Source organism: Chroococcidiopsis thermalis PCC 7203, from assembly GCF_000317125.1.
Classification (GTDB): Bacteria; Cyanobacteriota; Cyanobacteriia; order Cyanobacteriales; family Chroococcidiopsidaceae; genus Chroococcidiopsis; species Chroococcidiopsis thermalis.
In genome coordinates this window covers 3,118,180-3,140,200 of the sequence record NC_019695.1, presented here as the reverse complement: position 1 = coordinate 3,140,200, position 22,021 = coordinate 3,118,180, and the positions used below count along the sequence as shown (strand labels likewise).

The following is a 22,021-nucleotide window of genomic DNA, read 5'->3' as shown; positions in this document are numbered from 1 at the left end:
TGCTGGATAGTCTACAAATAGAATGTGAAGCGATCGCCAAAATTTCGGAGACGGTCGAAACAGTTACAATCGAGATTGGTAACTACTGCTTTCAAGTCAAGCAAGACCATGCGATCGCCTACTTCCGTTCAATTTCTCGATGCCTATGATGTCGTTGTCGTCGGCGCAGGGCATTCTGGTTGTGAAGCTGCCCTAGCTGCGGCACGCTTGGGTTGTAAAACTTTGCTGCTGACGTTGAATCTCGATAAAATTGCTTGGCAACCTTGCAATCCAGCAGTAGGAGGTCCCGCTAAATCCCAACTCGTTCATGAAGTGGATGCTTTGGGTGGAGAAATTGGCAAAATCGCAGACCGCACGTATCTGCAAAAGCGGATACTGAATGCCTCTAGAGGACCTGCTGTGTGGGCGTTGCGGGCGCAGACGGATAAGCGGGAATATGCGGCTGTGATGAAGCGCATCGTAGAGAACCAAGAGAATCTGACGATCCGCGAAGGGATGGTGACAGATTTAGTCCTGGGTGCAAACGATGAAGTTGTCGGGGTAGAAACTTACTTCGGCGTAGCGTTTGAGTGCAAAGCAGTCGTACTGACAACAGGAACGTTTCTCGGCGGACGGATCTGGGTAGGAAATAAATCCATGCCCGCCGGACGCGCCGGAGAATTTGCCGCAGAAGGATTGACGGATACTTTAAATAGGCTGGGTTTTGAAACCGGACGGCTGAAGACGGGAACTCCCGCCAGAGTAGACAAGCGATCGGTAGATTACAGTAATTTAGAAATTCAGCCAGGAGATGAGAAAGTCGGCTGGTTTAGTTTCGATCCTCAAGTGTGGGTGGAACGGGAACAAGTGCCTTGCTACCTTACCCGTACGACAGCAGAAACCCATAGAATTATTCGAGAAAACTTACACATGTCGCCCGTGTATGGCGGCTGGGTGGATGCGAAGGGACCGCGCTATTGTCCTAGTATTGAAGATAAGATCGTCCGGTTTGCCGACAAAGAAAGCCACCAAATTTTTATCGAACCGGAAGGACGAGATATTCCCGAACTTTATATTCAAGGATTTTCCACAGGGCTACCAGAAGCAATTCAGTTGCAAATGCTGCGATCGCTACCCGGTTTAGAAAACTGCGCCATGCTGCGTCCTGCTTATGCGGTGGAATACGATTATCTACCCGCGACGCAGTGCTATCCCACGCTGATGACGAAGAAAATTGAAGGCTTATTCTGTGCAGGACAGATTAACGGTACGACGGGTTATGAAGAAGCCGCCGCCCAAGGTTTTGTGGCTGGGGTGAATGCAGCGCGATTTGTCCGTCACCAAGAATTTATCGTATTTCCCCGCGAACAGAGTTATATCGGCACGTTAGTTGATGACTTGTGTACCAAAGACTTACGCGAACCGTATCGGATGCTGACCAGTCGTTCGGAATATCGGTTATTGTTGCGATCGGATAACGCCGATCGCCGTTTGACTCCCATAGGGAGGAAAATCGGCTTAATTGACGATCGCCGTTGGGAATTGTTTACATGCAAGCAGACAAATATTGCCACTGAAAAAGAACGGTTGCATACGACACGGCTGAAAGAACACGATGAGATCGGCATTGCGATCGCCTCTGCGACTCAACAAGCAATTAAAGGTTCGATTACTTTAGCCGATCTGTTGCGTCGTCCTGGTTTCCATTACACCAATTTAGAAACTCACGGATTGGGCAATAGCGATCTGAGTCTGGTAGAAAAAACAGCAGCGGAGATTGAAATTAAGTATTCTGGCTATTTACAACGCCAGCAAAATCAAATCGACCAAATCGCCCGTCAAGCAAATCGTCCCTTACCTCCAGATTTAGATTATGGGGCAATTGACACCCTCTCGAAAGAAGCGCGGGAAAAACTTGCTAAAGTTAAACCGCTGACGATCGGACAAGCAGCGCGAATTGGTGGCGTAAATCCAGCGGATGTCAACGCACTGCTGGTTTACTTGGAGGTGCGTTCTCGTCGTACCTCTACTGAATCGACAGTATTAGCATAGACAGTAGGGTGGGCAATGCCCACCCTACATTTATTAATTGGAGTTCTCACAGTGGGTTTATTTGACGATTTCAGCCGTTTTTTAGAAAGCCGTTTAGAAGAATTCTTGCGGAACAATCCTCATTTAGAAATAGAAGCGCTATCGGAACAGTTGCGGCAACAAGAGGAAGATACTTTAAAGTTAATTGCGGAACTCCAGTTACAAGAAAAGCGATCGCAGGATGAAATTCTCACTACAGCACAAGAAATTCAAAAATGGCACATTCGGATTGAGAAGGCAAAAGCGGCTAATCGGCTTGACTTAGCAGAACCAGCACAGCAGCGAGAAGCAGCGTTATTGCGCGAAGGAAATCAACGCTGGGGACAAATGCAAGGAATTAAGGAACGGATTAGTCAAGCTAAAGAATTACTCAAAAAAGTGCAGCAACGCCGTCAGGAGGTACAAGCAAAAGCCGCACAAGTGCAGGCTAATCGTGCTACTCAGTCTTCTCAACGCTTTGATACGGCTGGCTGGAATCAAAGTCGCAGCTTCTCCAGCGGTGCAGACGATTTGGATGCAGCTTTTCGCCGTTGGGAAACTGACGATGAGTTGGAAAAGCTAAAACGGAATTTGGGGAAATAAGGAAGTCAAAAGTTAAAAGGTAAAAGTCAAAATACTGAAAACGAGATTTTTCAGATTTTCTTGCTAAATTCTGTTGCTGATGTGGCGAGAGTTAATGTCTGTTGCCCAATCAACAAATTTTGATGCGATTTCTTGAACGCGCGATCGCTAAGCGCTCTAAATTAATATCGTTCAATTGGGTGGTAGAATAATCCCATTTGGCAATTTGATTTCAGGTATATTAAGTTGTTAGCCGTCTGTTGTAAGCAAAGATGAAAATATAGCTAAAGAGTATTAATAACAATGAAAACTAAAAAAAGATTCAATCAACAAGAATTTCAAAAAATCCTTTCTGGATTGTTTTTTCTACTAGGAATTCATCTAGCTATTTTAACGGTATTAAAAGTTGCAGCATTTTTTATTAGCATGTTTAATCCTCTGTTAGCGGCAAATACAATTTTAGTAGGATTCTATTTAGGAATATGGCAATTATTTTATGCAATTCCTATTATTTTGTGGTTAAAACGCACGCAACAGTGGGGCAGAATGAAAGGAGTCATTATTGGTACTGTAGTTACATTTATGACAAATATTTCTATTTTTATGAGTTTTTTAAACTGATAGAGACAGCGAGTAACAAGCTAGAGAGTGATGTGTGGTGCGTAGCTAAATTCTTAGTATCTAGTCACCAGCCACTAGTCACTAACAACTGATTACGATTTTGTTTCATCTAAAAAACGATCGCCACTATCCGATCCAGATCGATCGCCAGGATAGCCAGCATCAGCTAGTAGATCGTCAATAACTTTACCAAAAATGCTTTTGTTAGAATTTGAACCGATCGCTAAAAACAAGCCTCCCAATATATAAATAGGCAACGGTAAAGACAAGTGTTTCATCCAGTCGAATAACTGAGCGATCGCAAACAGGATGAAAAAGCAGGCTATCCAGATTCTCATCTCCATCTCCTCCAAATTGTAGCTAGATAGAGGATAATCGATTTCTTACCTAAATGACATCTTTTGTTTGCGATCGCGCCAAGACGCAAAGCCGCGAAGTATCCTTTGCGCCTCTGCGTCTTTGCGTGACATTGCCTAGTATACAAAATATTGCAAAAGCTTGACATCATGAAGACTATACCCATTGTCTGACAACAGAGGCGGTTGCTGAATTTAATATTAATTAGTGTAATAAAATATATGTTAAGAAAATCTCTATTTCTATAATTATTAATAGTTAATTTTCCGTAAATAGCTTTTAGTTACTAATTGTAAATCTAAGAAGAGTAAGTCAACAATGCAATTGTGAATGACGATCGCCACAGCGCGATCGCGGCTTCGATCGGGCAACCAGCTTAGAACTCTATGCGCTTTCTGTATAAATTCCTTACCCAAGTCTTAGGTAAGACTTCTTTACAAAATCTCCTTCTAACTGCTTTTGTGTTGCAAGTTATTGCAATAGTAGGATTGGTAGGGAATCTTTCGTTTCAAAATGGACAAAGGGCAGTCAACGATCTTTCCGAACGATTGCAAACTCAGATTGCCGAACGCCTTTACCTACAACTAAAAACTTATTTACAAACACCACATCTCCTCAATCAAGTCAATCAAAACGTCATTGAAGAGAGTCTAGGAACAGCACCTTTAGCTGAATTTGAGAGCTTATTATTAAACCAAATGCAGTCGTTTGAGATCGTTCCCTATACAGCTTGGGGAAATCAGAAAGGAGAGTATGTCGGGATCGATCGCCTCACAGATGGCAGGCTGCATATTGAAGTTGTCAACGATCCATCCAATCCCAAATATTATACATATACAGTCAACAGTCAAGGACAGCGAGGAAAACTCGTTCAAGTCACTCCATATTACGATCCAAGAACTCGCCCCTGGTATCAAGAAGCAGTTCAAAAGGGTAAAGCTGCGTGGAGTCCTGTTTATATTTGGTTCAATCAAAAAGAGATGGCGATCGATGCAGTCTTACCAGTTTACGACCAAAACAGAAATTTACTTGGAGTCTTAGATACTCCTTTAAAACTCTCAAGAATTAGCAATTATCTACACCATATCCCAATTAGTAAATCGGGACAAATTTTTATCCTCGATCGCTCTGGTTTGCTGGTAGCATCTTCAGATAATTATCAGCCATTCTCTATCGTACAAGGAGGCAAATTGCAACGCCTCAAAGCATCAGAAAGTAAAAATCTCTTGGTTCGATCTACGGCGCGATATCTAACGACAAACTCGCACAAATTTATAAATATCGATCGCCCACAACGGCTAGAATTTAGCCAAGATCGCCAACGATATTTTGTAGACATACATCCTTTTCAAGATAGTTGGGGGATTGACTGGCTGATAGTCGCAGTCATACCAGAAGCCGATTTCATGGAAGATATCTACGCCACGACTCGGACAACAATTGTACTATGTGTCGTGGCTTTACTCGTAGCAGTCATAATTGGAATTTTTACAACTCGATGGATTGCCAAACCAATTCAACGCCTAAATACTAGTGCTAAACATATCGCCAATGGAGAATGGGATAAAACCGTAGAAGAACTCGGACGTTCGGATGAAATTGGCGAACTGGCTAAATCCTTCAACAGTATGGCAGTAGAATTGCAAAAGTCTTTTGCCGAGATGCAAGACTTGAATGTAGCGCTATCAGCTAGCGAAAGGCAATTGCATCAATTTTTAGAAGCCGTACCCGTGGGCGTAATCGTTCACGATTCAACTAGTAAAATTTCTTACGCCAATCAAACAGCACAGCATCTACTCGGCAACATTATCTCAGATGCGACATCAGAGGAATTAGTGAAATTTTATCAGGTCTATCGCGGCGATCGCCCCTACCCGACTGAAGAATTACCAATGATGCGGGCATTAAAAGGCGAAACCGTTATTGTTGACGATTTATCGCTGCATCGAGATGGTAACGTTCTTCACCTTGAAGTCCGCGCTACGCCAATTCGAGAGGATTGTGGCAATATTGTCTATGCTATCGTTGCCTTTACTGATATTAGCGATCGCCGACGAGCCGAGCAAGAAATCAGAGAATTAAATCAAAGCTTAGAACGCCGCGTTAGCGATCGCACAGCCGAACTTGAAGCCGTTAACAAAGAGTTAGAGGCATTTTCTTATTCAGTCTCCCACGACCTGAGAGCGCCATTAAGACAAATTGATGGCTTTAGTCAGATATTACTCAGCCGTTACACAGACAAGCTAGACGATCGCGGTAAAGACTATCTCCAGCGCATTCGCGGTAACACTCAGCAGATGGGCGAACTCATAGAAGGCTTGTTAGCTTTATCGCGGGTGAACCGTAGCGAGTTGCAACGCACGGAAGTCAATTTAAGTGAATTAGCCACCGAAATCGCTGCCAAGCTTCAGGAAACACAACCAGAAAGACAAATTACATGGGCGATCGCGCCAGAAATAATTGTCACTGGAGATACTAGACTGTTGCGCGTGCTGCTAGAGAATTTGCTCAGTAATGCCTGGAAATATACAGCAAATCAAAACCATCCTCGGATTGAATTTAATTTACAGCCAGAAAACGATCGCGTCGTGTATTTTATTCGCGACAACGGTGCAGGCTTCAATCAAAATTATGCTGACAAACTCTTTGTAGCGTTTGGACGCTTGCATTCACCTGCTGAATTTCCTGGTATTGGAATTGGATTAGCCACCGTCGAACGGATCGTTCACCGTCATGGGGGACAAATTTGGGCGGAAGGTAAGGTGGGAGAGGGTGCAACTTTCTATTTCACGCTTTAAAGATCGCGCCAAGACGCGAAGACGCTAAGCATTCTTTGCGCCTTTGCGTCTTTGCGTGACATATTACCGACAGGGATTTCCCGTACCTCCAGAATTCCAAACCCGGCGATTTCTACTTTGTTGGCTGTACTTCGGATTTTGCATTCCACAAGCAACACGGTTGCGGACGACAAAAGCGGTATCTGGGTTGTCGCTAAATAAGCCATCTACACCCAAGCGATAAAATTGCTCGTATTCGGCTTCTGGGTTATTGTCGTAGTCGATCGCTAAAAAGAAGGATTCGTTGCGGAAAGTATACGGATGGACGAGTAAACCTGCGGCGTGTGCGTCATCTATTAAAGATGTTGGTTCTGTTGTCAAACGTCTATCAGCTTCGCTAAGTTGTCCGTCGCCATTTACATCATCTGGCTTGCCATCTCCATTTTCATCCACAGATTCACTGGGAATAATTAATCTTTTAAAAGGTCCAATTCCATCTGCATATTCAGCAATCTTTTCTAATTCTTCAGGAGATGTTAGATCGCCATAGGTACGCGAATCGCCACTGACAACAAAATCGTAAGGTTTGGCATCAGCTTCATCGAATAATTGTACCAGTGGAACATCGACTAATTTGTTTAATTGCTTTAAATTGGCAGTTTCAAAAGATTGAATGAATACTGGATCGTCAGCATCATCTAAATTATTCTGTCTTAAGACTTTGGCTAGAGGTTCTTCCAAAGATAGATCGATAGAATCGAAATAAGTAGGATGTTTTGTTTCGGGATAAATTCCGATGACTCTTCCAGTTTCAATACTTTTGCGTTTAGCTAGATCGATAACTTCTTGCAAAGTTGGTACTTCATAAAGTCCGTCAAATTGTGCCGAACCTGGACGCAATTCGGGTATGCGTTCTTTAGCTCTAAGAGTTTGAATTTCTGCTAAGGTAAAATCTTCGGTAAACCATCCTGTATATTCTATACCGTCAATGGTTTTAGTCGTTTTGCGCTTGGCAAATTCAGGACGATCGCTGACATCTGTTGTCCCGGTAATATCATTTTCATGCCGCGCAATTAGAACGCCATCCTTAGTAGAAACCAAATCCGGTTCGATATAGTCAGCACCCATCGCGATCGCTAACTCATATGCTGCTAAAGTATGCTCTGGACGATAGCCGCTTGCACCTCTGTGTCCGATAACAATTGGCGGTTTTCCTGTTAATGTATCGGCTGGCGATCGCTGTGCATCCACCTTATATGCACCAACTAGTGCTACAACTGCTGATGCTAGCACGATTAAGCGAGAAAGACGCAACATATTTTCATCCCTCAAATGGTAATAGGTAATTGGCGATGAATTTGTAGTAGAACTAATTGATAAGTAAACCAACCATTAAATTAGCTATACCTCAGTGAATATACGGTTTTATAATTAAGACCTGTTTAACTAAAAATTAAAATTGTTCTTATTAGTTCAAATAACTAATATTCTGAAATATAGTAGTTTTATTTAATGCGTGGAATATCAATGCATGGTGGGCAATGCCTTTGATAAAACCACTTATTTTTGGCGAACGATTTAGAATTTTTATAAATATCAAATAAACAGATCGAGTCAATCTTTAGGTTATGTGTTTATAGAATTCAATTTACGTAATTAAATTTGCTTTATTTAAACTTGTTAGGAAAAACAATCAAGATTTAGTGAGATTTTCCACAGTTTATTGCGTAAAATAGTACAAATAAACTAAGGTTAGTCCTCCATAGAGGCGACGATATGGATGAAACTCAGTAACCTAGAAAAGAACGCTAAGTGGGATGTAGAAGGAGATGTTGGTGGAACAGCGAGTACGGGAATTGCAGCAGTTATTGCAAAACGCTAGCTATGCTTACTACGTTCTAGACAACCCGATAATGGAAGATTCGGTTTACGACCAACTGTATCGAGAATTACAGGAACTTGAAACCCAATATCCGCACTTAATCACGCCCGATAGTCCAACGCAACGGGTGGGAGAAAAACCCGCTACCCAATTCTTCTCAGTGCGTCATAACATCCCGCTTTACAGTCTGGAAAATGCTTTTAACATTGACGAATTGAAGGCATGGGAACAACGGTGGCGGCGGAATGCTCCTATAGAGACGTTGCATGCAACACCTCTACAAGAATACGTATGCGAACTCAAAATCGATGGTTCGGCGATCGCCTTAACTTATGAAAATGGGTTACTCGTGCGCGGGGTAACTAGGGGTGATGGCGTGATGGGTGAAGATATTACCCAGAATGTCAAGACAATTCGTGCGATTCCTTTGCGGTTGCAGGTGGAAAATCCTCCTACAAAGGTAGAAGTGAGAGGAGAGGCATTTTTACCCCTAGATGTATTCGAGCAAATCAATCAAGAGCGATCGCAAAAGGGCGAACCACCATTTGCTAATCCGCGTAATGCGGCGGCGGGGACGTTGCGCCAACTCGATCCTCGCATTGTCGATAAACGGCGATTGGATTTTTTTGCTTATACGTTACACGTTGCTGGTAGAGATGATGCGAGTGTCTACCAAACTCAATGGGAAGCTTTAGAGTTATTACAGCAGATGGGGTTTAAGGTGAATCCCCATCGCAAGTTATGTCCTACAGTGCAGGAAGTTGCCGAATATTATCGCTATTGGGATACCGAACGGTTAAATTTACCTTACATGACAGATGGGGTAGTGGTGAAGATAAATTCTCTACCCCTCCAAGAGCAATTGGGATTTACACAAAAGTTTCCCCGTTGGGCGATCGCCTTGAAATATGCAGCCGAGGAAGCCCCTACCCGCGTTGAAGAAATTGCGGTGAATGTAGGGAGAACGGGGGCGTTGACTCCGATGGCAATTATGCGTCCAGTGCAGTTGGCAGGAACGACGGTTTCTCGCGCGACTTTACATAATAGCGATCGCGTGGCTCAATTGGATATCCGCGTCGGCGATACGGCAATTGTCCGTAAGGCTGGGGAAATAATACCTGAAGTCGTGCGGGTGTTGCTAGAACTTCGCCCCGCCGGAACCCAACCTTTTCAAATGCCTACCCATTGTCCGACATGTAGCCAACCCGTTATCAAAGAAGGGGCAGTTACGCGCTGCGTCAATGCTTCCTGTCCGTCAATTCTCAAGGGAGCTTTGGAACACTGGGTGAGTCGAGATGCTTTAGATATTAATGGCATGGGGGAAAAGCTAGTCCATCAATTAGTCGATCGCGGTGTGGTTCATTCTGTTGCCGATCTCTACAATCTGGATGCTGAAAAACTAATGCAGTTAGAACGCATGGGGCAGAAGTCAGCGGAAAAATTGGTGCAGGCGATCGCCGCTTCTAAAACTAAACCTTGGTCGCGGGTATTATATGGTTTGGGTATTCGTCATGTAGGTAGCGTCAACGCTCAGGTATTGACCCAAAAGTTTTTTACAGTCGAGCAGTTAGCAGCAGCAAAAACCACAGATATTGAATCAGTTTACGGAATTGGGGCAGAAATTGCTCATTCGGTCTACGATTGGTTCCGCATTCCAGCAAATCAGTCTTTAATTGCTCGACTGCAAGCAGCTGGTTTGCAGTTAGGTGGGGAAGCGGTTGAAGAAACGGCTCGACAAAACGATGCATCCTTACCACTAGGGGGTAAAACTTTTGTTATTACTGGGACTTTACCCACACTGAAGCGGGATGAGGCAAAAGAATTGATTCAGAAGGCTGGAGGTAAGGTAACGGATTCAGTCAGTAAGAAAACAGATTACCTTGTCGTTGGCGAAGAAGCTGGTTCTAAATTAGACAAGGCGCAAAAACTAGGAATTGCAATACTAAGCGAAGCACAGTTGTTAGAAATGGTTGACAGTTGATAGTTGACAGTTGACAGTTCTCAGTGAAGATTGGTGCGTAGCGAGTCATGAGAAGAACTCACAAAAAAATTAATAAATTTTTTCGTATTAATACTGAGGTTAGTTAAAAAAACTTGCCCTTCTAATAGTGAAGGTACAAAGTATAAAAACTAGGCATTTTACTCGATCTCTTTAACTTTTAGAAAATGAATAGAAATACCACTTATTATTTTGGTTGCAGCTTTATGCAATATTTACATTGGCATACTTCTGCATCAAAGTCAGCGCGATCGCCCGCTAACCCGCAGTTACCTAACAACTGCCATGCTCAAATCAACAGCATCGCCCAAACAGAAAGCTGAACCCATCACTCACCGATCGCTGTTGAGCTGTATCAAGTTCTACTAAACCTGGAGCCGAGATCGGTTAATTTAGATTGATGCCTTAAATGTAATTCAGGCTACATCATCATGCGGCTAGAACAGTTGCAAGCCTTTTTGGCGATCGCGGAATCAGGTAGCTTTCAGCAAGCAGCTCGCAAATGTGGAGTTACCCAATCGACAATCAGCAGGCAAATTCAAGCCTTGGAAGCCGACCTAGAAGTTCAGCTATTTCATCGGACAGCACAGGCTAAGCTGACGTTGGCAGGAGAGCGACTGTTGCCCCGTGCCCGTAAAATCTGCCAGGAATGGCGCTACGTTACGGAGGAGTTGGCAGATTTGATGGCGGGAAAACAACCGGAGTTGTGTGTTGCGGCAATCCATTCTTTATGCGCCCATTATTTGCCTCCGGTACTGCAAAAATTCTGTCGCAATTATCCCGATGTCCAACTGCGCGTTACAGCGTTGGGTAGCGATCGCGCTTTAAAAGTCCTCAAGGATGGATTGGTAGATCTGGCGATCGTCATGAATAATCGTTTTTTAACTACCAGCCCAGAAATGGTGACGGAAGTGCTATACGATGAACCCATTGAGGTTTTGGTGGGAGCAAATCATCCGTTGGCACAATACGAACAGATTCCCTGGTTGGAACTCATCCGCTACCCTCAAGTTGTATTTAAAGACGGTTATGGGATGCAGCGTTTAGTCCAAGAGCGTTTCGATCGCCTGGGTGCTACGCTCCAAGCCGTGCTGGAAGTGAATACTCTCGATGCCTTTCGCGGAGTAGCGCGACAAGGAGAACTGATCGCCTTATTGCCGCAGTCTGCCCTGGTAGAATCGCGTCTCGATCCTACCCTTGCCGTTCGTCCAATTGCTAACACCGACAGCAATGGTTCTCTTGCGCCAGGGTCTAGCTTATCGCGCCAAGTCGTGATGGTAACAAGTCAAGATCGACTCAGCATTCCACCGATTCAATATTTTTGGCAACTGGTGCGAGAACTCGTACCACCTAAACTGAGTGTAGAAGAAGAGACGTGGGGGAACGAAGGAGACAAGGGGGACAAGGGAGACAAGGGAGACAAGGAAGCAGAGGGACAGAGGGGTAGAGCGGCAGAGCAAGTAATTCTAGCCACTAGCCACTAGCCACTAGCCACTTCTACCTACTACTCACTCTCTTGGCAGCGTTCCTTAACATTCAGCAGTGCAAAGGAACTGGAATTTTGAGAATTTCGATCGAGCAATTACATCATGAGCAACGCATTTAGGGATTTACTGCGGAAAGTGGGAAGCGGTAATCATACAAAAGAGGACTTAACTCGCACGGAAGCAGCCGCAGCAACCCGAATGATGTTGTTGAGAGAAGCAACCCCTGCTCAGATTGGTGCGTTTTTGATTGCCCACCGGATTAAACGCCCTACAGGGGCAGAACTGGCAGGCATGTTAGATGTTTACGACGAACTGGGACCAAAACTACAACCTATTGGTAGCTCTACTCCGGTGATGGTTTTGGGCATTCCCTACGATGGACGCGATCGCACTGCGCCGATTAGTCCTCTCACTGCCCTATTGCTGACGGCTGCGGGGCAAGCGATGATTATGCACGGTAGCGATCGAATGCCGACTAAATACGGCGTGCCACTGGTAGAGATCTGGCAAGGGTTAGGAGTTGATTGGACTGAGTTATCTCTAGACCAAACTCAGCAAGTTTTTGAGAATACAGGTTTGGGATTTGTCTATTTACCCCAACATTTTCCTTTAGCTCAAAAAATATTTGAATACCGCGATCAAATTGGCAAGCGTCCGCCTTTTGCCACGATGGAATTGATGTGGTGTCCCTATGCAGGAGCGGCGCAGATTGTGGCGGGATACGTCCATCCTCCCACGGAACATATGTTTCAAGTTGCCTTGTCTTTACGCGGTACAAACAACTTTACGACAGTCAAAGGATTAGAGGGGAGTTGCGATCTCCCCCGCGAACGGACGAATATTATTGGTTTATCTACACCCGACACAACCGATGAATCGGGGTTAATTGCGATCGATCGCCTGCACCTTTCACCCCGCGATTATGGTTTTAGCAGTCACAATGTCCCTTGCGATCCGACCGAACATTTAGTAGCAGATATGCGATCGGTTTTGCAAGGGAAACCCTCAGAAATGATGCAATCTGCGATTTGGAATGGCGGGTTTTATTTATGGCGTGCTGGTATTTGTGCCGATATTAGTGCGGGAATCACTCAAGCAGAGGCGATGTTTGCCAGTGGAGAAGTGGCACAACAATTGACGCGAATAATTCAAGCAATTGAGTCAATTCAAGTTCGCGATCGCTCCTACAGTCAACTATAAAAATGTCGTTTGTCATTTGTCATTTATCATTTGTTAGTAGGGTGGGCATTGCCCACCATAGATCATTTCCTACCATTAGATCCCCGATAAATTCGCTCTGCTTGTTCTGAAGACAGCCACGATATAGATGAAGACCCCTGCAAACCTCCATTGTCTCCATTACTGACAACTTCGTAGTGCTGGCGATGAGGGAAATCGCAGGCGATGGGAGGAGGAGGAGCGTTACTAACTGTAAACTCGCCTGCTACTGGTCCATCTAGAGGATCGTATTCGCCAAGTTGGGATTGAGGATGGACGTAGGAATGGCTGTCAGGATCGTACGCCAAAACTTCTCCAGTTTCCAGGTGATAGATCCAGCCGTAGATTTTCAGCTTGCCTTGATACATTCTCGAATGGACGACGGGATAAGTTCTGAGGTTTTCAATCTGGGTTAAAACATTTTCTGCGATCGCAATTTCTAATAACTCTTCTGTTTGATAAGACTTATAGTTTTCTTTAATCAGTCGCCTAGTAGCTTCAGCGTGCTTTAGCCAATCGTAAACTAAGGGCATTTCTTCCTGAAGTTTATCCAATTGCAACAGTCCTTTCATCGCACCGCAGTGGGAGTGTCCGCAGACCACAATTTGCTCAATTCCCAAAGCATGAATTGCATATTCTACCGCTGCGCCTTCGCCACCATTGGCTGCTCCATAGGGTGGGATAATATTTCCAGCGTTGCGGATGACAAATAATTCTCCAATTTCTGTTTGGGTAATCAAGTTAGGATCGACGCGCGAATCAGAACAACTGATAAATAAAACCCTCGGTTTTTGTCCGTGGGCAAGCTGTTCAAACAGTTCCGTGTGGGTAGAAAAGTAGTTAGTCTTGAAATCCCGCAGCCCTTTGATTAGTTTCTTCATAACTCCATGCCCTTACTATTTCCCTGTTCGATCGCCTCACCGCACCAGAACCGCGATCGCCCTAATTGGTGTAAATCTTCTGACTTTATGAGTCTACCTAAAGCGCGATCGGAAAGAAAGTCATCTTATACATAAATCACAAAATATCAATGCAGTTTTAAATAGGTATACATCAAGAAATTTTATACTGAGGTGCGAAGCAGCAAAGTGAATTCTTCACAACTTAGCGCGATCGCTCAGTAAAATAATTCTGCTAAAACTAAACTTGAGCTAATAATAGATCGTCGTAGCGGCGTACTTCTAACAATCGATTTTTACTATCTACTAAAACAACTGTAGGACAAAAAGTTTCTAGTTCTGCTGGAGTTAATTGAGCGTAGGTCATAATAATCACCCGATCGCCACTTATCCCTAATCTTGCCGCAGCACCGTTTAACTCAACTTTTCCAGAGTTTGGTGGTGCGGCGATCGCATAAGTAATTAATCTTTCACCATTATTTACGTTGACGACTTGCACTTGTTCGTAGGGTAATATCCCAGCAGCATTTAACAAAGCGCGATCGATACTAATACTACCTACGTAGTTAAGATTTGCCCCCGTTAGGGTGCAATTGTGGATTTTGGCGAGGAGAAATGTGCGTTGCATGGGCGGGAATTGGGTTAAGTATAGAGACGTTACACGAACGTCTCTACATTTAGGAAGTTAAACAGTTTCTGAGTCTGAATCGCGACCTTTTTCGCTACCAGCTTTGACACACTGTTCTACTAAAGGCATAACGCGATCGACATCTTGCCAGCCGCGAATTTCCGTGACCTTCTTTTCTAAATTTTTATAGCTGCGGAAGAATTCGGCAATTTCGTCTAAACGGTGAGGCGCAATATCGTTGAGAGATTTGACGTTTGCGTAACGCGGGTCTTTATCGGGGACGCAGAGAATTTTTTCATCGCGATCGCCACCATCAATCATTTCTAACATCCCAATTGGTCTGGCGGCGATGACGCAGCCTGGAAAAGTTGGTTCGTCCATCAATACCATCCCATCCAACGGATCGCCATCATCAGCCAAGGTATTCGGCACAAAACCATAATCGTAGGGATACTGCACTGAGGAATATAACACTCTGTCTAAAGCAAAAGCTTGCAGATCCTTGTCGTATTCGTACTTATTTTTGCTGCCAGCAGCAATTTCAATCAAAACGTTAATTAAACCTGGCTTTGGTTGAGCCGGAATGCGGGATAAGTCCACAATAATTCTCCAAGATGACAGCTAATAGCGATCGATGCGCGATCGCTTTACCTGTAGCATTTTAGGCTAATATGGACGGCTTGGAACAGTGACCAGTGACCTGTTACCAGTGACCAGTAAATCAAAAATGTGAGGTGTAGTAAGAATTTTAAAATTCTCTAGCCACTAGCCACTCTTATTTATCTGTCCTTTGTAGCGAATAGGAAAGGGGCTGCTCTAGCTGCACGTCATTTGACGAGTAGTGAGCGATCGCCAGTAGAGGTACGATGAGCGTCAATACCGCGATCGCCGTTCCTACAATTTCTGCCAACCTGGGGGGTGATTTCTCACCAGGGTTGGCAGAATTACTACTACTTGATTCCATAAAAAATGTTCAAAACCTAGCTTTGGGAGAGTTCAAAGAACTTTATACGTCGATTAGGGCAAACTTATGCTCTATCTATTTCTATTCTAACTGCTCTGCCCAGAAAGACTGTTTGCTATTCAACAATCTCAAAACAAGAAACTAGGGGCTGGGGATACTCCTACTCGCAGGAATATCTCTCGCTCCTAATCCTAGCCGTTTGCACATGCGTCCCAACTCTGTTTGCTCTGTTGGGGTGAGAACGCTCATCTCTTCCACGACAGCAGCAACGTGCGTCGGAAAGATTTCACTAATTAGGTGCTTGCCTTTTTCTGTTAAATGTACTTTAATGCAACGGCGATCGCCGACTTCTCTTTCCCGTCTTACCAACTGCCGCTTTTCTAAGTTGTCGATCACTAAAGTCATGTTACCACCGCTTTTGAGCAGTTTCTCGGCTAAATCTCGCTGATGGAGAGGTCCCAGGTGATAAAGTGCTTCTAGCACCCCAAACTGACTTACGGTCAAATCTACATCGAGCAAATGGCGATGAATCCGATTCGATACCGATTCTGCTGCTCGAACTAACTTGACTAGCGTATCTAAGGCGAAAACCTCCTGTTGTGTGCCGAGGTGTTTTGTACCCATTAATTGTTTTACATTAAATAATTCAATATTACCTTATTCAGGAAAGATCTAGTTGTTATTTAACCTCATAGCAATTCTCGATTGCGTACGTGACATTTGTAGGGGCGCACAGCCGTGCGCCCCTACAGATCTGGTTTACCCAATTGAAAATCGCTCTACTGGCGATCGCCAGTAGGATGAATTTTTGCTGGGCATTTTCCTCCATCTGTCGGTTTTCTGTAAATTCGCTGTTGCATCTAGCCGCCAAGCAAGTAAGATAGTGGAGAAAAATAATCTACTAGAAAAAATTAGCATCTATCTATGGATAGAAAAACAAAGCGTCTGACTCTTCTGATTGTTTCCTGTAGCGCAGCCGGTGTGATTTTGGGGGGTACGTCAAGCTGGGCGGAAAGTAAACAGTGTTTGCAAGCTAACAATGTCACCAGCGACTGTTTGACTCAAAATTCTGTCATGAAAACTTTACAAGGCATGAGTACGGGTTTAATTGCGGGTGCAGGTGCAGCGTTTGGCGCAGCATGGCAGTTAAGGAATGAAGATTGAGCGAGAGGGGCTAGGGTTGGTTGTCAGTTGAGCTACTAGCCATTAGCTACTCACTCACTATGAGTTCGTCTTTGTCAGTAATATTACTACATATAAGAACGTCGTGCGTATTTTCAGGTGCGATCGCAGATTTCTTATCACTATTAAATGTTTATTTTATATTGAATTATTTGTTGTTTTTACTACAAGTATGTAAGTAAATCTTTGTTGCTAGCAAGTTTCTTTTAAAAATTACGTGAATTTGGTATTGCGGAGTACCACTTTGCCAAAAGTTTTTAAAGAATCAATAAAATTTCATATCACCTCTCAGTAAAAACTCTCTATTAACAATTTTCCGTGAAATCTCGATTGAGCCACAATAAAGAAATTGTTAAATTTATATATAGATTGCTGACGCTAAAGCGTTTGGGCAATTAAAACATCTAGCACAAACTAACAGAAAGTATTCAAATCGATCTATCAATTGATAGATTATGTGGCAATAAACAGCCTTTTATTAATAGCTATCTGTACATTTATTGTTCTAATTTATGTGCTTGAGCGAATAGCCATAGCTACGCAAGTATCTTCATAAATTTGACATGCCAGCTTTCGACTATCTAACTTCAGCTATTTCGCTTGAAGTATAGGTTGGCTCGTGCAAATTTTTTTCAGCAAATAACTTACCTATCTGGAATTCACTTGAGATTCCACCATCGCCCTAATTATTCATAGGAAAAATATTGTGAAGCGATATCCTCATCTTCTTAAATATACTAAAAAAATTCTGCAAGGATTGAGCCTCATAGCTGTACTGTGCAGTCCTACTACTGTCTTAGCTGACCCTGTTGGCGATGGTTGGGCGCTTGTGTTCAGCGATGATTTTAATGGTACGCAACTCGACAAAAAGAAATGGAGTACTTGTTATTGGTGGGGGAATAATGGCTGTACGAATGGTGGTAGTGGAGACGTGCAGTGGTATCAACCAGATGATGTATTTGTAAACAATGGCATTCTTCGTTTGAGAGCCCAGAAACGCAAAATGAATGGCTATGAATATACCTCTGGAATGATTTCCTCGCACGATAAGTTTGCTTTTCAGTATGGTTATGCCGAAATGCGAGCAAAAATGCCTAACGGTCGGGGTTTTTGGACAACCTTTTGGCTAGCTTCTCAACGTAGAGCGTGGCCTCCAGAAATTGATATCGCTGAGTATTTGGGTAGCCAACCCAACAACATGCATATGACCTACCACTATTCCACTCCGACTAGCAAGCACCAAAGCTCTCCTTGGGCATATACCGGGGCTGATTTTTCTGCCGACTACCATACATATGCAGTGGAATGGAATCCTAAAGAAATCATTTGGTATATCGATGGTATGGAACGGCGGCGCTACACGGCTACAGAACACATTTCTGCGGAAGCAATGTATGTGATGGCAACATTTGCCCTTGGTAAGGCTTGGATTAATACCCCACCAGATGAGACAACTCCGTTTCCCAGTTACTCCAACGTCGATTACATTAAGGTGTGGCGACACAAAGATAGTCCCTCAACACGCGCAGTCACACCGATAATTTCTGAAACTGAAGGATTGAAAGTAGCAGCTAAATCTAACCTGGCTCATGTAATATTTTTAGGGAACGCCAAAGCAGACGCTAAGTTAAGCAATCACATGGGAACGATGCTTGACTCGAATAAAGTAGGTGATTCTGTCACTTATACAGTCAACGTACCAGAAGCCAGAACTTTTAATGTCAGGGTTGGAGTCAAACGATATCACAATAGAGGCAAATTTCAACTGTCGATTGGTGGTACTAACTGCGGTAATCCTCAAGATCTCTATGCTTCATCTTCTGATTACGTGGAGCTAGATTTAGGCAACATTACCTTTGATGCCTCTGGTAACAAATCTTTTAAATTTACCGTAGTGGATAAAAATGCTCAAAGCAGCAGTTATAAGCTAGCATTTGACTATATCAAATTGACTCCAAAATGACCGCAGAAGTGATGAGTGAGAAGTAGGAAAATCTCTCTTCAGTGAGGTTGCTAGCTCATCGTAGAGGCGCGAAATATCGTGTCTCTACAAAGCTTTCAACCAAATTTAACCAAAGTCATCAGACAGATTATCTCATCCTATTAATTACCTGACTTATAGACCCGCTTCTCTCTATGGGGAATTGTATACATGTTAAACTTTTGCTTGATAATTAACCAGAAGAAGGGTAGATCTTCTACTAAATATCTTTTCCACAATCTATGAGGTTCTAGCAAAAGTCTATACAACCATTCAAAGCCTACTTCGCTCATCCATTTCGGCGCTCGCTTGACATTTCCTGCTTCAAAATCAATTGTTGCACCTACAGCCAAAAAAAAATCAATCTTAGGTAGCTTGTTTCGATACTGATAAATCCATTTTTCTTGTTTTGGCGCTCCCACCCCGATTGCTAATACTGTAGCTCCCGAGCGATTAATCATTTCAACTATTTCTGCGCATTCTAGTTCATTACGGTCAAACCCCAAAGAGGGAGAATGAGCAGCAACTACTATATTTCTACCTATTTTTTTATTGAGCTTTTCTTGTGCCTTAACCGCAGTCTCTTTTTGTCCACCTAGTAAGAAAATCTTGATTTTTTCATTGTTTCTGTGATAGGTACAGAAGGCAGGAAAAAAATCTGAACCAGAAATTTTTTCCTTAATTGGCGTACCCAAAAATCGCGAGGCATAGACCAATATTTGACTATCACATAGTTTGTAGTCAGCTATTTCGTAAGCTCGCAAAAACTCGCGATCGCATTGTAACTTCATCAGATGATCTACATTAGGCGTAAACACAACCCCTGACTTTAGCTGCCTCAGTAGTTCTTTGATACTTAAATTGTCAAAATCCAAGTTTAGTAGATTAACTTTCCGCATTGATTTATTAGCTCCTCAATCGAGCCTTAAACTGAGACTATCACTTGACGATCTACTGACCAGTTACACCAACTAGTTATAGCTGTATCTACCGACATTGCAATCCAAAACATATTGAGTAGCCAGTTTATTTCTCCTATCATTCCGATAATCATGCCATGAAATTGCCATAGTATACTATTAGGTGTGCAATCTAGTTGTCAACCCTTGGGAAAACTTTATATTTGTTTATTTAATAACACCTCAAGGGATAACAATTTCATAGAAATATGTCGTAACTCAGTAGTTTATATGTAAGTTGGTGGTATTTGTGAATGTTGTCAGCGCCGTTCTGGTTGTACTGACAAAAAACAAGTATCAAAACGAACAATTTCTTCCTTCTCGACCCGAGATACTTCAGGTACAAATTTGTAATGCAGGGTTACCGTCAAAACAGAGCGCGTTGTTTGTTTCGTGTATCAGAATGACAATTTACGTGTTCGCTCTCACGTAGAGATTGCTGACAGAGAATAGGACTGAACTTACAGTGAAAAAAGCTCCGCAGCAAGTATCGTGGCTGGGTCTTATATTACTTAAGTGTCCTCAAAATATATTTCGTTCTCATGCTAGCTACAGATAGCACATAATATCGTCTTCCTCTCGACATACCTAGATTGAGGTATTTTGCGTAAACATTCGCATTGCCAAATATTGAAATACATAATATGGTCTTATGGATAAAAACTGAGGTAGCAACGATAAGGGAACTTTTTTTAACCGAAAAAGTCAACAAGCGTCAATAGATCGTGTCTGCTTCATCACTAAGTAGTTTGAATGACTGATAATGCTAGCATGGGACAATTCGGAGAGTAGCTTTTTTGCGAAGAATCGTCAAATTCAATACATAATCTGGTTTTAACATGCAAGACTTTTTCTGCTCCGGCATTTTCGATTGCTTCTCAAGAATGGCAATTGTAGCAGTATTGCATTTAGCACGCAGTTGAAAGCAGCGTTGAGACCGAAATCTCTGGTGTTGTGAGTTGGTTATGGGGCTTGATGTTTGTTAGTATGTTCCCGAACCAAACATCATAACAAGTGTAAGTTACAGACTCCTACACTGTTTAGCAAATACTCAACAACCGAGCGCGATCGCAACTTTAGCAAACGATGCACGCTGTAGTATCTGCTTTTACCGTTTAAACATCCGTTCGTACCAAACACAGTTGGTGGTTCTACGATTCAGCTATTCAGACAATTTAAACCTTACAGCCACTTATACCTGAAGTCATGAAAATAGCTTACCTCACTACATATGATGTCCTGAACCAGGCAAAGTGGCCGAAGTACCAATCAGGTTTATGTGCAGCAGGCTATTTCCTAGCACGGACTTTGGAAGAACAAAACGTAAAACTTGATTTGGTGGGACCTTTAGAGGCAAAAAATACCCTATCGACTAGAATAAAACGGCGAATATATACTTCTGTGCTGAAAAAGCAATACTATCACTGGACCGATCCTGCTGTTTTGCGCAATTATGCCAATCAAGCCCTACAGAAAATGTCGCAATTCAAGTCAGATGCCATCTTATGTCCAGAAAATTCTCTGCCAATTTCATATCTTGACTCCGATCTGCCGATAGTTTTGTGGTCTGATGCGACGCTTTATTCACTGATAAACTTTTATCCTTATCTCAGTAATCTCTGTCGAGAAAACTTTCATAATATTACGGCAATGGAAAAAGCAGCACTCGATCGCTGTGAGATGATTATCTATACATCTGACTGGGCGGCTCAAACTGCAATTGACGCTTACGGTGTCGAACCATCAAAGGTCAGAGTCATTCCTTGGGGTGCAAATATAGAATGCGATCGCAGCCTTAATGATGTGAATAATATCGTGGAAGCGAGGAATAACAAAACTTGCAAGCTGTTATTTTTTGCTGTGGAATGGTTGCGTAAGGGTGGAGATGTAGCTTTAGCAGTAACCAAAGCATTAAATGAGGCTGGTTTACCAACAGAATTAACTGTCGTGGGATGTCATCCGCCTGAGTCGGAAATCTTACCGGATTACGTTACAGTTATTGGCTATATTAACAAATCAACAGCAGATGGTCGAACTGCACTCGATCGAATTTTAGCTGATTCGCATTTTCTGATCCTACCTACCCGCGCTGATTGCGCTCCTCATGTTTTAATTGAAGCTAACTCTTTTGGCGTTCCCTGTTTAACTACAAATGTAGGTGGAATCAAAACAATTGTTAAAGATGATGTGAATGGAAAAGTCGTCGAGCTAGATACAGATATCTCCGAGTACTGCACTTACGTAACTCATTTATTCGAGCATTACGAGCGGTATAAAGCCTTAGCCAATTCTTCTTTTTATGAGTACGAAATTCGGCTTAACTGGAATGTGGCAGCCAAGGAAGCAAAAAAGTTAATTATGGATTTAATCTAGTAAGCCTAGTTTTTTGAGCAAGTTCTGTTATAATTTGCTAGATTTTGCTGAGCTTCACTGAAT

Annotated in this window: 21 protein-coding genes; 13 read left to right on the top strand and 8 right to left on the bottom strand. The window is 43.0% G+C overall.

What is annotated here, in order from left to right:
- Positions 1-108 precede the first annotated feature (108 nt).
- The 3 genes from mnmG (at position 109) to CHRO_RS13815 (ending at position 3,252) form a co-directional block, all read left to right on the top strand.
- Positions 109-2,031, top strand: a complete 1,923-nt coding sequence (gene mnmG, locus CHRO_RS13825; protein ID WP_015154833.1) for a tRNA uridine-5-carboxymethylaminomethyl(34) synthesis enzyme MnmG — start codon at positions 109-111, stop codon at positions 2,029-2,031.
- Between the two features lie 15 nt (positions 2,032-2,046).
- Complete coding sequence (locus CHRO_RS13820) at positions 2,047-2,652, top strand: TIGR04376 family protein (protein ID WP_015154832.1); 606 nt, start codon at positions 2,047-2,049, stop codon at positions 2,650-2,652.
- A gap of 282 nt (positions 2,653-2,934) precedes the next feature.
- On the top strand, positions 2,935-3,252 hold the full coding sequence (locus CHRO_RS13815; RefSeq protein ID WP_015154831.1) for a hypothetical protein: 318 nt from the start codon (positions 2,935-2,937) through the stop codon (positions 3,250-3,252).
- 92 nt (positions 3,253-3,344) lie between these two features.
- Here CHRO_RS13815 and CHRO_RS13810 read toward each other — a convergent pair whose 3' ends face one another.
- The gene (locus CHRO_RS13810; protein ID WP_015154830.1) at positions 3,345-3,590 is read right to left on the bottom strand and encodes a hypothetical protein; all 246 of its coding nucleotides are present in this window, start codon (positions 3,588-3,590) and stop codon (positions 3,345-3,347) included.
- Between the two features lie 405 nt (positions 3,591-3,995).
- Here CHRO_RS13810 and CHRO_RS13805 point away from each other — a divergent pair, with 405 nt between their 5' ends.
- On the top strand, positions 3,996-6,407 hold the full coding sequence (locus tag CHRO_RS13805) for an ATP-binding protein (RefSeq protein ID WP_015154829.1): 2,412 nt from the start codon (positions 3,996-3,998) through the stop codon (positions 6,405-6,407).
- Between the two features lie 63 nt (positions 6,408-6,470).
- Here CHRO_RS13805 and CHRO_RS13800 read toward each other — a convergent pair whose 3' ends face one another.
- Positions 6,471-7,703, bottom strand: a complete 1,233-nt coding sequence (locus CHRO_RS13800; RefSeq protein WP_015154828.1) for a glycerophosphodiester phosphodiesterase — start codon at positions 7,701-7,703, stop codon at positions 6,471-6,473.
- A gap of 518 nt (positions 7,704-8,221) precedes the next feature.
- On the opposite strand from CHRO_RS13800, the gene ligA reads away from it, so the two are divergent.
- The 4 genes from ligA (at position 8,222) to CHRO_RS13785 (ending at position 12,954) form a co-directional block, all read left to right on the top strand.
- A complete protein-coding gene (gene ligA, locus CHRO_RS13795) occupies positions 8,222-10,249 on the top strand; it encodes an NAD-dependent DNA ligase LigA (protein ID WP_219336152.1) in 2,028 nt (675 codons plus the stop codon).
- 185 nt (positions 10,250-10,434) lie between these two features.
- On the top strand, positions 10,435-10,590 hold the full coding sequence (locus CHRO_RS32220) for a hypothetical protein (protein ID WP_158631888.1): 156 nt from the start codon (positions 10,435-10,437) through the stop codon (positions 10,588-10,590).
- A 108-nt stretch (positions 10,591-10,698) separates the two neighbouring features.
- Positions 10,699-11,751, top strand: coding sequence for a LysR family transcriptional regulator (locus tag CHRO_RS13790; RefSeq protein WP_015154825.1), 1,053 nt, complete (start codon positions 10,699-10,701; stop codon positions 11,749-11,751).
- 105 nt (positions 11,752-11,856) lie between these two features.
- The gene (locus tag CHRO_RS13785) at positions 11,857-12,954 is read left to right on the top strand and encodes an anthranilate phosphoribosyltransferase family protein (protein ID WP_015154824.1); all 1,098 of its coding nucleotides are present in this window, start codon (positions 11,857-11,859) and stop codon (positions 12,952-12,954) included.
- Positions 12,955-13,016: 62 nt separating this feature from the next.
- Here the strand turns inward: CHRO_RS13785 and CHRO_RS13780 are convergent, their stop codons facing one another.
- A complete protein-coding gene (locus CHRO_RS13780) occupies positions 13,017-13,853 on the bottom strand; it encodes a carbonic anhydrase (protein ID WP_015154823.1) in 837 nt (278 codons plus the stop codon).
- A gap of 6 nt (positions 13,854-13,859) precedes the next feature.
- Here CHRO_RS13780 and CHRO_RS34355 point away from each other — a divergent pair, with 6 nt between their 5' ends.
- Complete coding sequence (locus CHRO_RS34355) at positions 13,860-13,988, top strand: hypothetical protein (protein ID WP_256498793.1); 129 nt, start codon at positions 13,860-13,862, stop codon at positions 13,986-13,988.
- 124 nt (positions 13,989-14,112) lie between these two features.
- On the opposite strand, the gene panD is transcribed toward CHRO_RS34355, so the two are convergent.
- The 4 genes from panD to CHRO_RS13765 all read right to left on the bottom strand — a co-directional run bounded on the left by panD (position 14,113) and on the right by CHRO_RS13765 (position 16,087).
- A complete protein-coding gene (gene panD / locus CHRO_RS13775; protein WP_015154822.1) occupies positions 14,113-14,499 on the bottom strand; it encodes an aspartate 1-decarboxylase in 387 nt (128 codons plus the stop codon).
- Positions 14,500-14,556: 57 nt separating this feature from the next.
- A complete protein-coding gene (locus CHRO_RS13770; protein ID WP_015154821.1) occupies positions 14,557-15,099 on the bottom strand; it encodes an inorganic diphosphatase in 543 nt (180 codons plus the stop codon).
- Between the two features lie 175 nt (positions 15,100-15,274).
- Complete coding sequence (locus CHRO_RS30525) at positions 15,275-15,463, bottom strand: TLTLP motif-containing protein (protein WP_015154820.1); 189 nt, start codon at positions 15,461-15,463, stop codon at positions 15,275-15,277.
- Positions 15,464-15,604: 141 nt separating this feature from the next.
- A complete protein-coding gene (locus CHRO_RS13765) occupies positions 15,605-16,087 on the bottom strand; it encodes a MarR family winged helix-turn-helix transcriptional regulator (RefSeq protein ID WP_015154819.1) in 483 nt (160 codons plus the stop codon).
- An 89-nt stretch (positions 16,088-16,176) separates the two neighbouring features.
- On the opposite strand from CHRO_RS13765, the gene CHRO_RS32215 reads away from it, so the two are divergent.
- From CHRO_RS32215 to CHRO_RS29660, 3 genes are all read left to right on the top strand, one after another.
- Positions 16,177-16,347, top strand: a complete 171-nt coding sequence (locus tag CHRO_RS32215; protein ID WP_158631889.1) for a hypothetical protein — start codon at positions 16,177-16,179, stop codon at positions 16,345-16,347.
- 40 nt (positions 16,348-16,387) lie between these two features.
- On the top strand, positions 16,388-16,627 hold the full coding sequence (locus CHRO_RS13760; protein WP_015154818.1) for a hypothetical protein: 240 nt from the start codon (positions 16,388-16,390) through the stop codon (positions 16,625-16,627).
- Positions 16,628-17,351: 724 nt separating this feature from the next.
- Positions 17,352-18,608, top strand: coding sequence for a glycoside hydrolase family 16 protein (locus CHRO_RS29660; protein WP_015154817.1), 1,257 nt, complete (start codon positions 17,352-17,354; stop codon positions 18,606-18,608).
- A gap of 140 nt (positions 18,609-18,748) precedes the next feature.
- Here the strand turns inward: CHRO_RS29660 and CHRO_RS13750 are convergent, their stop codons facing one another.
- Positions 18,749-19,525, bottom strand: coding sequence for a WecB/TagA/CpsF family glycosyltransferase (locus CHRO_RS13750; protein ID WP_015154816.1), 777 nt, complete (start codon positions 19,523-19,525; stop codon positions 18,749-18,751).
- Positions 19,526-20,791: 1,266 nt separating this feature from the next.
- Here CHRO_RS13750 and CHRO_RS13745 point away from each other — a divergent pair.
- Positions 20,792-21,958, top strand: a complete 1,167-nt coding sequence (locus CHRO_RS13745) for a glycosyltransferase family 4 protein (protein ID WP_015154815.1) — start codon at positions 20,792-20,794, stop codon at positions 21,956-21,958.
- Positions 21,959-22,021: the final 63 nt, after the last annotated feature.

Bases quoted from the DNA above. Each gene is read 5' to 3' on its own strand.
- mnmG (WP_015154833.1), top strand. From the start codon at position 109: ATGCGATCGCCTACTTCCGTTCAATTTCTCGATGCCTATGATGTCGTT.
- CHRO_RS13820 (WP_015154832.1), top strand. From the start codon at position 2,047: ATGCCCACCCTACATTTATTAATTGGAGTTCTCACAGTGGGTTTATTT.
- CHRO_RS13815 (WP_015154831.1), top strand. From the start codon at position 2,935: ATGAAAACTAAAAAAAGATTCAATCAACAAGAATTTCAAAAAATCCTT.
- CHRO_RS13810 (WP_015154830.1), bottom strand. From the start codon at position 3,590: ATGAGAATCTGGATAGCCTGCTTTTTCATCCTGTTTGCGATCGCTCAG.
- CHRO_RS13805 (WP_015154829.1), top strand. From the start codon at position 3,996: ATGCGCTTTCTGTATAAATTCCTTACCCAAGTCTTAGGTAAGACTTCT.
- CHRO_RS13800 (WP_015154828.1), bottom strand. From the start codon at position 7,703: ATGTTGCGTCTTTCTCGCTTAATCGTGCTAGCATCAGCAGTTGTAGCA.
- CHRO_RS32220 (WP_158631888.1), top strand. From the start codon at position 10,435: ATGAATAGAAATACCACTTATTATTTTGGTTGCAGCTTTATGCAATAT.
- CHRO_RS13790 (WP_015154825.1), top strand. From the start codon at position 10,699: ATGCGGCTAGAACAGTTGCAAGCCTTTTTGGCGATCGCGGAATCAGGT.
- CHRO_RS13785 (WP_015154824.1), top strand. From the start codon at position 11,857: ATGAGCAACGCATTTAGGGATTTACTGCGGAAAGTGGGAAGCGGTAAT.
- CHRO_RS13780 (WP_015154823.1), bottom strand. From the start codon at position 13,853: ATGAAGAAACTAATCAAAGGGCTGCGGGATTTCAAGACTAACTACTTT.
- CHRO_RS34355 (WP_256498793.1), top strand. From the start codon at position 13,860: ATGCCCTTACTATTTCCCTGTTCGATCGCCTCACCGCACCAGAACCGC.
- panD (WP_015154822.1), bottom strand. From the start codon at position 14,499: ATGCAACGCACATTTCTCCTCGCCAAAATCCACAATTGCACCCTAACG.
- CHRO_RS30525 (WP_015154820.1), bottom strand. From the start codon at position 15,463: ATGGAATCAAGTAGTAGTAATTCTGCCAACCCTGGTGAGAAATCACCC.
- CHRO_RS13765 (WP_015154819.1), bottom strand. From the start codon at position 16,087: ATGGGTACAAAACACCTCGGCACACAACAGGAGGTTTTCGCCTTAGAT.
- CHRO_RS13760 (WP_015154818.1), top strand. From the start codon at position 16,388: ATGGATAGAAAAACAAAGCGTCTGACTCTTCTGATTGTTTCCTGTAGC.
- CHRO_RS13750 (WP_015154816.1), bottom strand. From the start codon at position 19,525: ATGCGGAAAGTTAATCTACTAAACTTGGATTTTGACAATTTAAGTATC.
- CHRO_RS13745 (WP_015154815.1), top strand. From the start codon at position 20,792: ATGAAAATAGCTTACCTCACTACATATGATGTCCTGAACCAGGCAAAG.